The organism is Cobetia sp. 3AK, from assembly GCF_029846335.1.
GTDB classification, from domain to species: Bacteria; Pseudomonadota; Gammaproteobacteria; order Pseudomonadales; family Halomonadaceae; genus Cobetia; species Cobetia marina.
The window spans coordinates 14,261-26,891 of sequence record NZ_JARWKR010000012.1 but is presented as its reverse complement, the minus strand read 5'-3'; the positions used below and the strand labels follow the sequence as shown (position 1 = coordinate 26,891).

The window sequence follows — 12,631 nt, the reverse complement described above, 5'->3', positions numbered from 1 at the left end:
ATGCGTTATCTGCTGAGTGGTGCCCTATGCCTTTTCGCTCTGCCTTGCCTGGCGGCTCCCGGGGAAATCGCTCGTGCGCCAGTGACGGAAGCCACGGGTGTTCAGCCCAATATCCTGTTCATCCTTGATGATTCGGGCAGCATGGCCTGGGAGGATACTCTCAACAAGGGGGTGGAACACTGGAGTCTCCAGCCGGCTTCCTCGCTGATGGGTTACACAGGGGTGTATTCCAAGAGCGGGATCTGGATAGAGAACAACCATGATGCTGATGATCGTATCGTTTCCTATACGGATCTTGGCGGGGCGATCGGGGCCTGCATGGGCTTCAATGTCATGGCCTACAACCCTGCGCTGACCTACACCCCCTGGGCGGGAGCTGATCGAGCGGGAATCGCCTATCAGAACATGAGCCTGTCGAATGTCCGTGAAGATCCCTACGAGCCTACCAGCTTGGCCAGGATGAGCGATGACGCCTACTACGTCCGCTGGGACGACAATGGTGATGGGGACTATGACTACGGTGAATGCGGCGTCTATAGCAACAATTCGGGGCGCCTGTATCTGGACGACGATCATGTCGTTGAAGTAGAAGATCTGTCCGCGGCTCAGCAAGTCAATTTCGCCAACTGGTTCACCTACTATCGCGACCGCATGCTGGTGGCCAAATCCGCCATGGCCGGTGTGATCAACGCCAATGAGTCCCGGGTGGGGCTGCGCACCATCCAGGGCCGCAACAATCGCAACGTTGCGGATATGACGGATACTGATGAACGTGAAGCCCTGCTGGAGGAGCTGTTTACCGCCTATCCCTCCGGTGGCACCCCTCTGCGTACCGCGCTCAAGAATGCCGGGGAGTATTACTCCAGCACTGGTCGTTCGGCCCCCATTCTGAGTGCGGATGAGGGCGGCATGTGCCAGCAAAACTATTCCATCATGATGACCGATGGCTACTGGAATGGCTCCAGTCCCAGCGTCGGCAACGTCGACGGTGGCAGCGGCGACTTCATCAGTGCCAGTCACCGTGACAGCTATTCCAATACGCTTGGCGATGTCGCGATGAAATATTATCGCGAGGACCTGCGGACTGACTTGATCGACAGCGTGCCGACCATACCGGGAGTGGATGAAAATTCCGCTCAGCACATGGTGACCTACACCGTCGGTTTCGGTGTGGATGGCTCACTGTCCGAGAACCCTGCTGATCTCGAGTCTGCCTTTACCTGGCCGCAGCCGGTTGCCAACGCCAATACCACCATCGACGATCTGCGCCATGCGGCCTGGAACGGGCGTGGTGAATATCTCAGCGCCGCCAACCCGCAGGCATTGATTGATGCGTTGAACAATATCGCTCAGTCGATCGCAGGACGCGCGGCCAGTACCGGTAGCCTGGACATCAGCAGTGGTGGGCAGACCAGCGGCGCGTACGTGATTCAGACCATCTATGATCCCGCTGATTGGTCGGGCGATGTCGTTGCACGAAAGATCGGCACCAATGGCACCTTGAGCGCCACCTCGGATTGGTCCGTCGCGGAGTGGTTGCGTGATGATGATAGCCGTAGCTCCAGTCGCAAGGTAATTACCTATAACCCGGGAATCGCGGAAGTTGACGAGAAGGCCTTCTTCTTTGATATCGAGGAGGCCGGCTCATTGGAGGCGGAACAGATTCTCGACCTAGTCGGTTTCCTGGACGAGACGCTGTTGACCGATGCCGTGCTGATATCCGTGCGTGAAGCTGCAAATGGAGCATCTGGCATCATCGGCAACGGGCTGGGTCTGGGGTTGGGTAATGGCAATGGCCTTGCCAATGCCGTGGGACTGACTGGTGGACAGAGCGGAGTGCTGGACTTGGTCGGTGATACCGTGACGCAGCTGACGGGGCAGATTCTGGATACGAGCGGGACCTTCCTCACGCTCAATGGGACACCGCTTGCCGTGAGAACGTCGGAGCTCGAGAATCTGATCGGCTATCTCAAGGGCGATGATACCTATGAAGGTACCTTGTTCCGTGATCGTGACGACAACTATCTCGGTGATATCGTCCACGCCTCGCCGGCCATCGTCGGCCCGCCTTCCGCCAGCTACCGCAATGACATGGAAGTGTCTTCGTACCGCTCCTTCAAGACCTTGCATGAAGATCGCCAGTCGATGATCTACATCGGTGCCAACGATGGCATGTTGCACGCCATCGACATGGAAAGCGGGGAAGAGAAATTCGCCTACATGCCATATGCCGCTTTCAGCATCGAGGGTGGGCGTGGCATTCGTCAGCTCGCCGACCAGAATTATGTTCACCAGTATTACGTCGATGCCACGCCTGTCGCGCGCGATGTCCACGTACAACTGGGAGAGGAAGATGCTCCCAGCTGGCATTCGGTCCTGGTGGGGGGGCTTGGCGCGGGTGGCAAGGCGGTCTACATGCTGGATATCACGGATCCCGAAGCCTTCGACACGCTGGGGGAGTCCAATGGCACCTCGCCGGCGGATATCGTGCAGTGGGAGTTCACCCACGAGGATCTCGGTTACACCTTCAGCGACATTCAGGTTGCTCGACTTGATGATGGCAAGTGGTACGCCATCTTCGGCAATGGCTACAACGCGGATAGTGACGGGCGTGCCAAACTGTTCATTGTTGACCTGGAGGACCCGGAAAACTTCGCGCTGCTGGATTCACAGCAGGGCAGCAATGCCGGGGGTTCCTGCACGTCAGCCAACAGCGACTGCAATGGCATGTCGAGCCCGGAGCTGGCGGACATCGATGCCGATGGCATTACCGATTGGGTCTACGCGGGTGATCTTCACGGCAATGTCTGGGTGTTCGACATGCGTGATTTCTCGTTGGATGACGTGGGGAGCGGCGAGACGTCGCGCCTCTTCCAGTCATGTGCGGTGGCTCTGAACAGCACGACATCGACCTGTCCGACGGCTTCGCGCCAGCCCATCACCTCGCGAGTGGCCGTGGCACGCAGCGGTGTCTTCAACAGTACCGTCGATACGCCGTACCTGAATGTCTATTGGGGGACGGGGCAACTGTTGACACTGCAGGATGCCATCGACACCTCGACGCAGTCTTTCTATAGCGTATTACACACGGGCGACACGACGCGTCGTTATCACGGACAGCTGGAAAAGCAGAGCTTCACGAACATCACCGGGGTCAGTGATGCACGTACCGTCACCGGTGTGGGTGTCGATTATGCCAATCAGAACAACAATGGCATCCAGTACGGGTGGTATGTGGAGCTTTCCGATTCCGGGGAGCGTCTGGTGACGATTCCGGCAGTACGTGGCGATCTGATCGTCTTCAATACCACGATCCCGGGCAGCAATGGCCCCTGTACCGGTGGTGCCAGCGGCTGGTTGAATGCCCTCAGCCTGCGCAATGGTCTGCAACCGGTCCGCAGCAACAACAGTGTCCAGCAGGTCTTTGACTACAATGGCGACGGCAAGGTGGATGCCAGCGACAACGTCAACAATCAGGTCGTGCTGTCGATAAAGACGGACGGGGAGCCCACCTCGCCCAAGTTCCTGGGAGATACCCAGTACGTCGGTCAGGGCGGTACCAATCAGGTGGTCGAGATGGCCATGGACTTCGGGATCGATGGACTGGAAGGCCGTAGTGCCTGGTACCAGCTGCGCTAGGAGAGGGAACATGCAGATATCACGACACAAGTGGCAGCGGAGCGGCGGCGCATGGATACTGGCAGCCTGTGCACTCCTCACGGGGTGGGGCGGGACGGCCATGGCGGCAGATACCTTGATTCAGCTGGACATGGAGCAGACCGTCACAGGCGTGATTGACCAGGTGGAGGGGGACCAGCTGCAGCTCAACGACATGGGGTTCGTGATCCTGCCCTCCACGCGCGTCCTCAATCGCAATGGGCGAGAACTTCAGGCATTCCACCTCAATCCGGGGCAGGAGGTCGAGGTACGCTTCGATCCGCGCGGCGAGCCAAGACCGGTGATCGATATCACGCTGCTTCGCAGGGGGCGTTGATGATCAGACGAACTGGCGGTTCTCGATCACAAGGTGGTTTCGGCTTGATGGAGCTGATGATTGCCGTGGCCATCATCGGAATCCTGGCCGCTATCGCCTATCCCAGCTATCAGGATCAGGTGGAGCGCTCACGCCGCACGGATGCCATCACGTCCCTGCTGGCGCTTGCCCAGACCCAGGAGCGCATCATGGCCACCTGCGGAGAATATGCGACCGCCAGTGTGACTACCGCCACGGACTGTGATGATGCTCTGGGGCTCGGCGGAGACGGGATCGGGCTTGGACAGGCTGATACGGCCAGCGAGGAGGGCTTCTATACACTGGCCGTCGCGGGGGACGCCGACAGCTATACGCTGACGGCCACTGCCACGGGCAGTCAGGCCAATGATGAGGACTGTGCCACTTTCACGTTGACGGAGCTGGGTATCAAGGGAGCTGCGGTATTGGCAGATTCAGAAGGCACCGACAGTAGCAATTGCTGGTAACGCAGCACACCCTGCCATCCGTTTGCAGCAGACACGAGCCCCGATTCTTTTGGATCGGGGCTTTTCGTTGTCCAGAAACTCGCGCCACCAAAGATGAAACAATGATGAATATGAGTAATTTGTGGGATGTCAGGTAATTCTATGTAACATAATAATTCCATTATGTGGCTGGTTGACGTTACATTGCCCCATTTCACATCGCGAAGGGCACCTTCGCCTGCGTGTTTCTCAGGGATATGACGATGTCAGTTTTTCATGCGCTTCGACACACACGTCAGCAGGAGGGGCAGCAAGGATTCACGTTGATCGAGCTGATGATCACGTTGGCGGTGCTGGTCATCACGATCACGATCGCCGTCCCCGCCTGGCAGGGAGTGGTCGCGCGCAATGCCGTGACCAGTACCGCCGAGACACTCATTGCCTCGGTCAACTACGCGCGCAGCGAGGCGGTGGCCAGTGGTGGCAGCATCACGCTCTGTCCGCTGAATGCCGCGGGTGATGCCTGCATGAATTCGACCCGCTGGAGCAATGGCTGGGCGGTCGTGCAGGGCACTCAGGCGGATGCTCGGGTATCGCTGGGCGATGATCTGTTGCGTCTGTTCGATGCCGCCATCACCGTGCAGGCAGATGTCGCCGGCGTGACCTTTGATGACCAGGGCGCGACACCGGACTCCACCTGGCTGTTGATCTGTGACCAGTCGGGTGGTCAGGGCCATCGCCAGCTTGAATTGACCCCCATTGGACGAGTACTGACGGAGACATATGGCAGCGATGACCAGAGTTGCTGAGGTGGGCTCGCATCCCGCGAGAAAGGGGCAACAAGGTACCAGTCTGCTGGAGGCTCTGATCGCCCTGTTGCTGATGGGGCTGACGTTGCTGGGTTTCGGACTCATGCAGATGGAGAGCCTGCAGGCCAACAACGAGAGTTATGCGCGTACCGAAGCTCGCATCCTGTTGATCAGCATGGCGGAGCGTATCCAGGCCAACCCTGACGGCGTGGATGACTACGCTGGTCTCGACACCGAGAGCGCGGGCAATCCCGGCAATTGTCCCTGCAGTGTTGCTGAGCTTGCGGCACGCGATGTAGCGGTGTGGGCGGACAGGCTTGAGGACAGTGGACTGAACGCGCCGGTCGGGGCCATCGCCAGCAGCGGGAGTGATCTTCTGACACTGACCCTCGGCTGGAGCGGTGCCGCGCCGCTGGGTCAGAACGCAGACAGCATGGACGCCGATGCTCAGGCGTTGAGCGAGACCCTACAGATACGAGTGGTGCCCTGATGTCATTGAAAGTCTCTCTCTCGCGGCGAGCCTGCGCGTCGCGCTCGCCAAGGGCGCCTCGCTCGATGCCTTCACGGCGTGCCCAGCAGGGCGTCGGCCTGGTCGAATTGATGTTGGCGCTGGTGCTGGGGTTGTTCATTTCCGCCATGGCGCTGGAGTACTTTCTCGCCTCGCGCTCAACCCTCAACACGACGTCTGCCGTGTCCTACCTGCAGGAGTCTGCGCGCCATGTCACGCGTCGCTTGCAGCCATTGGTGCGCAATGCCGGTTTTTCCGGCTGTGCGTCGGTGAGCAGTGTCAGTGATGGCACCGGCAGCCACGCGCTGTCCGATGCTCCCTTGACGGCCGAGTCCGACACGGTGGCGGGGGTCACCTACGACCGCCTGGCCCTGCAGGTACCCGCACTGGGAGCGCAGCGTGGCTGGCAGCTCGGGTCGAGTGTCGCTCAGGGGGATACGTCGTTGGTACTTGAAGATTACGCCGCCGATACGCTGGAGGCGGATAGCGTCGTGCTGATCAGTGACTGCGAGAGTGGTGATATCGCTCGCCTGGCGGGCGATGGCAGCAATTCACTGGATCTGTCGAGTGCTGTGGAACATGGCTACGGCGGTGCCCAGCAGACCCAGGCATATGTCTACCCGTTGCAGCGTTGGTATCTGCTGGTGTCGCAGACCGATGACGATTCTCCCGTCCGTCTGTGCCTGAACGGAGAAGATGTCGATGGTGACCCGACCGCAGGCTGTGATGAAGAAGTGGCGCGATACGTCGAAGCGCTGGATCTGTCCTTCGATACGGCCTCGGGCAGTGGCAGTGCGAGTCGTTTCGCAGTAGAGCGCAGCGCGGCGGAAGTGGAAGCCGCAAATGACTGGGGTAGCGTCAGACGTATCCACATCAGCCTGACCCTCAAGACGCCACCGACGATCAACGTTGAGGGTGAGGATGATGGTGAATTGGAACGTACCTTCGACATTACCCTGAGCCCGAGGAATATCGGTCTATGAATCAGATGAACGCCCCCCGGCATCCTCGTCAGCAGGGGATGGCATTGCTGGTCGTGTTGATCATGCTGATCGTGGTCGGCGTGATGGCAGTGACGGGCAATGAGGATACCCAGTTGCAGACCCGTATGCTGATGAATACCCAGTTCTACGACAACGCCTATGCCGAGGCCGAGAGCCTTCAGCAACAGGCGGAGAGTCGTCTGCTCGAGGGGGAGCTGACCCTGGATGATTTCGATGGGGACGGCTTCTACGACGTGACGGTGGGGGAGGAGCTGGGCTTCGATCCTCTGCAGGCAGACGCCTGGGAGGGGGAAGGTGTCTTGAGCGGTGATGCGGCTGACAACGGCAACTATGTCATCGAGTATCTGGGGGAGACGACGGAAGGCGTTCTGAATGACGATAACCTGAGCAGCAGTCAGTTGTTGAAAGCCTTCCGCATCACGGCCGCTGGTTGGAGTCTTGAGAGCGCAGGTGACCCTGATAGCAAGAAGCGTGCACTGGCAGTGGTGCAAAGCGAAATCATGATGGCCGATTGAAGGGAATCTATCGATGAAATCGAAGCACTCACCCCGCCGCAGCGGCTTGCGTCGTATTCACCTGCCGGTCTTGCTGTCAGGCGGACTGCTGGTCGCCTTGCCCGTGCTGGCAGATAGCGACACGCTACTTCAGTTGCCCACCACCCAGAGTGTCGGTGTTACCCCCAACGTCCTGCTGGTGCTGGATGATTCGGGCTCGATGTCTTTTGAAGACACTTTTGAGGGTGGGGATTCTGTTCAGAAATATGACCTGGTCTATGCCGAACAGGAAGAGTGTGAGTGGGTACAGAGGTGGTGGGGAAAACAAAAGAAATGTGAGACTGTTTTCAAACCTCTTGACTTGGATAGAAAGTATTTCTGCTACACACAAAATACTCAAGCATATAACCCTCATCAGACTTATCTTCCTTGGAAAAAGGGGGATGGAGATGAACGCTATGACAATATGGATCCGACTGCTGCCTGGGTTGATTTCAACTCAGGAGATGTTACCAGTAACCTGGTTGATCTCACCGATCCAGATTTGAACTATCGTTACTACACTGGAAGTAACTGTAATTCGGATACTGAGGTGAAACTCTCAGGTGACAGTCTTTCGGAACAAGAGAAAATCAATTACGCCAATTGGTTTACCTACTATCGTGATCGTTTGGGTGTCGGTAAGGCTGCTGCCTTGGAGTTGTTGGCAGGCACTAATTTTCGCACTGGCTTTTTGACTATCAATCCAGACTCTGTTAGTGCCAAGCAAGCTGAAGTTGATGATATATATGATACATTGATAAACGAGGTCATCAATTCTATCGGAACAATAGTCTCAATAATAACAAGCTCCGACAGTGGTAATGATCATCTAGATGAAGTGAAAGATGCTATCGTTGGCTCCAAAATCATATCAAAGACTGAATATAATTATAACTCCTATCGTGGAACTCCACTACGAGAAGCACTGTATCGTGCTGGTGAATATTACAGTGATAATTATTCCAGTCTGGGCTCTACACCGATTCTTTCCGAAGATGAAGGTGGCATGTGTCAGCAGAATTTCACTGTTCTCATAACCGATGGTTTCTGGAATTCCGAGGACTCCTCAGACTCCAATGCGATTGAAAGAGATATTCGTGATGCCAACGGTGATGGTCGCACTTGGCAACAAAGTAATGGCCGATCTGGTGGCGATGCCACCTTGGCGGATGTCGCTTATTATTATGCACATAATGATCTCCTGCCGAAGCTTGGAAGCGGGACCTATGAAAAGCAGGTGATGACGACCTATACGGTGGCGTTCGGGGTCGAGTCGACCAGTAACGACTGGGATGACAAGGATCGCGTTACGGAGAGCAGCTCCAGCACCATCGATGATCTGGAACAGGCCGCCATCGATGGCGGGGGCTCCTACTTCAATGCCTCCAGCCCGACGGATCTCGTCTCGGCGCTGGCGGCGATCGCCTCCGAGATCGTCGCGGTAGGCAACAGTGTCAGCGGCCTATCTACCAATCTGACGACGGCCAGTGTCGAGACGGACAGTCGACTGGTCGAGAGCCGCTATTCCGCCTCGACCTGGACGGGAGATGTGGTGGCCTCCTCGGTACAGGAGGGCAATGACGTCGAGGAGGACGATCAGCTCTGGAGTGCTGCCACCCAGCTGAGTGAGGCATTGGCAGAGGAGGATGGCCTCGAGTCACGTACGGTCTTCACCATGTCCGGGGGGAACGGCGTCGAGTTCACGACTGACAACGCGGGCCGCCTGAGCTCGAGCCAGCGCAACGATCTCGCGCGCATGGAAGTCGGTGGCAACTCTACCGATGACCATGTGAAGGCAGCGATCGAGTGGTTGCGGGGCAGTGATGAATATGAGGGCGATGGTCTGCGCAATCGCACTGGCGTGCAGCTGGGCGACATCATCGGCTCATCGCCAGTCGTCGTGACACGTGAGGACTCGACGACACAGGGCAGTGTCTTCGTCGGGGCCAACGACGGCATGCTGCACGCCTTCGACCTCAATACCGGTAGCGAGCAGTTCGCCTACATTCCGGAGCTGCTCTATAGCGAAGAGGACGACGCAGGGCTGGGCTATCTGACCGACCCGGGCTATCAGCATCGCTATTATGTCGATGGTGAAGTGCGTATCGCCAGTCTGGATGGCGAGGAGTGGCTGGTGTCCGGTCTGGCGGGCGGTGGACGCGGCCTGTTCGCGCTCAATGTCACCAAGGCCGTGGCGGGTGAAGACTTCGATGAAGATGATGTGGTGCGCTGGGAGTTCGGTTCAAGCGACGATGATGACATGGGGCATGTCTTCGGCAGTGCGCATATCGTGTCACTGAACAATGGTGACAGTGCGGTGCTGGTCGGCAATGGCCTGGAAACTGCCGATGAGAACGCCGCGCCGACGTTGTTCGCGCTGGAGCTCGATGGAGTCAATGCCGGTGGCGTGATCGCCAAGCTGTCCCCCAGTGGGGTGACCGGCGGCCTGGCCAATCTGCAGGTTGCTGATATCGACAGCAATGGCACTGTCGATTTTGCCTATGGGGGAGATCTTCAGGGGCGGTTGTGGAAGTTTGATCTCAGTGATGACGACAGCAGCAAGTGGAGTGTCACGCGGCTGTTCACGGCCTGTGCTACCAGCCTGACTGGCGGGGAGTGCCAGACGGATGCGCTGCAACCGATCACGGTCAAACCGACGCTGAGTCGCTACTCCGGAGGCACGCAGACCATGTCTTCTCCCAACCTGCTGGTGTCCTTCGGAACAGGACAGGACATGTACGCTGATGCCGAGGACGAGGCCTGGGTCACCCAGAGCCTCTACACCGTGCTGGATGCCGGTGGCAGTCACACCAGCTTGATGCGCAGCAACCTCGAGGAGCGGACTTTCGTCAGTGGCAGCTACACCAACGGGGAGCTGACTGGACGGACTCTCGGTGGCGACAGCTTCAGCTATTACCCCAGCCAGCTGGAAGATCAGGACAGCGATCGCTTCGGCTGGTATCTGGATCTGGATGCCTCCGAGCAGGAAGAGCTGGTCGAGCCGGCCAACCTGCTCTCCAACCTGGTGGTCTTCTCTACCAGCACCTCCAGCACGGGGACCAACTTCTGTGAAAGCACCGGGGGCGGCTGGCTGGTCGCGCTGGATACCGAGACAGGGTTGCCGACCTACGATGACAGCGAAGGCAGCTATGTGACCATCTTCGATTTCAATCAGGATGAGGCCTTCAGCGCCGATGATCTGGTCGGCACCATCATCGACAACACCGTCGCCGTCGGCAATGTGGTCGTCAGCGTGAAACTGAGCGGTACGCCGACGTCCAGCGTCAGTGTCGGCAATACGGTCTATGTGGGTAGCAGCTCATTGGGAACGGTAGAAGGCACCGTCTCATCCTACGACCTGAACGTGTCCAGCTCGACGGATACCGGTCGTGTTTCCTGGTATCAACTGCGCTGATCGCATTGCATCTGTGATGCATGACCCGACGCCGTCACGCTCTCTCAGAGTGTGGCGGCGCCTTCACTTCTCAGCAGTACCTTCAAGTCCGCCTTTCAAGGAAGATCTTCATGGCCAGCTTTCTCTCTCTAGGCGCTAGCCTGTCCCGCAGTGCTCTGTCTCGCAGTGCTCTGTCCCGCAGTGCTCTGTCTCGCAATGCGCTGTCTCACCGCAGGTACGCCCGCGGTTTCACGTTGACGGAAATCATGATCGTGGTCGTCATCGTCGGCATCCTCGCGGCGATCGCCTACCCGAGCTATCAGGATCAGGTAATCCGCTCACGTCGTGCCGATGGGCAGGCGGCACTGATGTCATTGGCCCAGGCTCAGGAGCGTTACATGGCGCGTTGCGGTGGCTACGCGACCAGCATCGCCGGTGACAGTGATTGTGACGAGGAGGGACTGGGGCGCGCCACCGAGTCGCCGGAAGGCTATTACGCCCTGAGCCTGGAGGATGGCGCCACGACGACCCGCTTCACGCTGATCGCGACTGCGGTGGCGCCTCAGAGCGCCGATACCGATTGCCCTGCGCTGACCCTCACCAATACCGGCATCCGCGACACGACCGGCGATGGCGATTGCTGGTAGCAGTGGCGAGAGCGGCCTCGGTGCGATGCTGGATTGCGCGCGGCTCGCTTGCACCGCCTTGCGGGCGGCGTATTCTGGAAGCCTTTCCCGGTCTTGAGGCAGGAGCGAACAGGCGTGAATGACTTTGTGGTGGTAGGCGGTGGCGTGATCGGCATGCTGACTGCGCTGGAACTGGCGGATGGCGGTGCCGAGGTCACGCTGGTCGAGCGGGGCCAGTGTGGGCGCGAGGCATCCTGGGCGGGCGGCGGTATCGTCTCGCCGTTGTATCCGTGGCGTTATAGTGCGCCGATCTCACGCCTGTCTGCCTGGTCGGAAGGTTTCTACCCCACGTTGGCCGAGCGCCTGATCGAGACCACCGGCATCGACCCCGAATATCGCCAGCAGGGTCTGCTGTACCTGAATGTCGAGGATGCCGAGCAGGCACTGAGCTGGTCCGAGGAATACACCAAGCCGCTGACGCGCGTGGAGGCTGACTTTCTTTACGACAAGGCACCGGCCGTCGCGCCCGGTTGCGAATCGGCGCTGTGGATGCCGACGCTGGGCAGCATCCGCAATCCGCGCCTGGGCAAGTCACTGCGCGCCGCTCTCGATGCCCACCCGCGCGTACGTCTGCTCGAGAATGTCGCGGTGCAGGGCATTCTGCTGCAGGACGACACCGCCATCGGCGTGCATACCGCCAATTCAGTGCTGTCCGCCGGACAGGTCGTGGTCTGTGGGGGCGCCTGGAGTCGCGAGATATTGAGTGAGGCGGGGCTGGCGCTGCCGGTGCGGCCGGTACGCGGCCAGATGGTGCTGTTCAAGGCACCCAAGGGGCTGGTGGAGCGCGTGGTACTCAAGAATGGACGCTACGTGATTCCACGTGCCGATGGGCGCATCGTGGCGGGTTCCACGCTGGAGGAGGTCGGCTTCGACAAGGCGACCACCCTTGAGGCGCGTGAGTCGCTGATCAAGAGCGCCTGCGAGATCATCCCGGCGCTGGCCGAGTGTGAGGTCGAGCATCACTGGGCGGGGCTGCGTCCCGGTTCGCCGACCGGCACGCCGTTCATCGGTGCCGTGCCCGAACGCCGCCACCTGCACGTCAATGCCGGTCACTATCGCAATGGCCTGGTACTGGCGCCGGCCTCGACCCGCCTGCTGGCGGATCAGTTGCTGGGGCGTACGCCGATCATCGACCCCATCCCCTACCAGCCCGAGACCTTGCTGGGCGAGATCGCCACGCTGGAAGCCTCGTCCCAGCCAGACGCGACGCGCTGGGCCTGAGCATCGTCATGGCGT

Annotated in this window: 10 protein-coding genes; all 10 read left to right on the top strand. The window is 59.0% G+C overall.

Features of this window, described 5'->3' with window-relative positions; all coding sequences use genetic code 11:
• Positions 1 to 3,639 carry a PilC/PilY family type IV pilus protein gene (locus QD228_RS15060; protein WP_279875993.1) on the top strand — a complete coding sequence of 1,213 codons (3,639 nt, stop codon included), beginning with the start codon at positions 1 to 3 and terminating at the stop codon, positions 3,637 to 3,639.
• A gap of 10 nt (positions 3,640 to 3,649) precedes the next feature.
• Positions 3,650 to 3,994, top strand: coding sequence for a hypothetical protein (locus QD228_RS15055; RefSeq protein ID WP_279875992.1), 345 nt, complete (start codon positions 3,650 to 3,652; stop codon positions 3,992 to 3,994).
• On the top strand, positions 3,994 to 4,479 hold the full coding sequence (locus tag QD228_RS15050; protein WP_084207762.1) for a type IV pilin protein: 486 nt from the start codon (positions 3,994 to 3,996) through the stop codon (positions 4,477 to 4,479). Before QD228_RS15055 ends, QD228_RS15050 begins: the two co-directional genes overlap by 1 nt.
• A gap of 242 nt (positions 4,480 to 4,721) precedes the next feature.
• Positions 4,722 to 5,267, top strand: a complete 546-nt coding sequence (locus QD228_RS15045) for a GspH/FimT family pseudopilin (protein ID WP_279875991.1) — start codon at positions 4,722 to 4,724, stop codon at positions 5,265 to 5,267.
• Positions 5,251 to 5,757, top strand: a complete 507-nt coding sequence (locus tag QD228_RS15040) for a hypothetical protein (RefSeq protein ID WP_127734350.1) — start codon at positions 5,251 to 5,253, stop codon at positions 5,755 to 5,757. Before QD228_RS15045 ends, QD228_RS15040 begins: the two co-directional genes overlap by 17 nt.
• A 65-nt stretch (positions 5,758 to 5,822) precedes the next feature.
• A complete protein-coding gene (locus tag QD228_RS15035; RefSeq protein ID WP_279875990.1) occupies positions 5,823 to 6,758 on the top strand; it encodes a hypothetical protein in 936 nt (311 codons plus the stop codon).
• Positions 6,755 to 7,294, top strand: coding sequence for a hypothetical protein (locus QD228_RS15030; protein ID WP_279875989.1), 540 nt, complete (start codon positions 6,755 to 6,757; stop codon positions 7,292 to 7,294). The genes QD228_RS15035 and QD228_RS15030 overlap by 4 nt, the downstream gene beginning before the upstream one ends.
• A gap of 1,261 nt (positions 7,295 to 8,555) precedes the next feature.
• Complete coding sequence (locus tag QD228_RS15025) at positions 8,556 to 10,730, top strand: PilC/PilY family type IV pilus protein (protein ID WP_279875988.1); 2,175 nt, start codon at positions 8,556 to 8,558, stop codon at positions 10,728 to 10,730.
• Positions 10,731 to 10,840: 110 nt separating this feature from the next.
• Positions 10,841 to 11,356 (top strand): type IV pilin protein, encoded by a 516-nt coding sequence (locus tag QD228_RS15020; RefSeq protein WP_279875987.1) that lies wholly within the window; start codon positions 10,841 to 10,843, stop codon positions 11,354 to 11,356.
• Between the two features lie 114 nt (positions 11,357 to 11,470).
• On the top strand, positions 11,471 to 12,616 hold the full coding sequence (gene thiO / locus QD228_RS15015) for a glycine oxidase ThiO (protein WP_279875986.1): 1,146 nt from the start codon (positions 11,471 to 11,473) through the stop codon (positions 12,614 to 12,616).
• The last annotated feature ends 15 nt before the right edge of the window (positions 12,617 to 12,631 follow it).

Excerpts from the sequence above, each read along its gene's own strand:
- QD228_RS15035 (WP_279875990.1), top strand. The coding sequence starts at position 5,823 with ATGCCTTCACGGCGTGCCCAGCAGGGCGTCGGCCTGGTCGAATTGATG.
- QD228_RS15040 (WP_127734350.1), top strand. The coding sequence starts at position 5,251 with ATGACCAGAGTTGCTGAGGTGGGCTCGCATCCCGCGAGAAAGGGGCAA.
- QD228_RS15055 (WP_279875992.1), top strand. The coding sequence starts at position 3,650 with ATGCAGATATCACGACACAAGTGGCAGCGGAGCGGCGGCGCATGGATA.
- QD228_RS15020 (WP_279875987.1), top strand. The coding sequence starts at position 10,841 with ATGGCCAGCTTTCTCTCTCTAGGCGCTAGCCTGTCCCGCAGTGCTCTG.
- QD228_RS15025 (WP_279875988.1), top strand. The coding sequence starts at position 8,556 with ATGACGACCTATACGGTGGCGTTCGGGGTCGAGTCGACCAGTAACGAC.
- QD228_RS15030 (WP_279875989.1), top strand. The coding sequence starts at position 6,755 with ATGAATCAGATGAACGCCCCCCGGCATCCTCGTCAGCAGGGGATGGCA.
- QD228_RS15050 (WP_084207762.1), top strand. The coding sequence starts at position 3,994 with ATGATCAGACGAACTGGCGGTTCTCGATCACAAGGTGGTTTCGGCTTG.
- QD228_RS15045 (WP_279875991.1), top strand. The coding sequence starts at position 4,722 with ATGTCAGTTTTTCATGCGCTTCGACACACACGTCAGCAGGAGGGGCAG.
- QD228_RS15060 (WP_279875993.1), top strand. The coding sequence starts at position 1 with ATGCGTTATCTGCTGAGTGGTGCCCTATGCCTTTTCGCTCTGCCTTGC.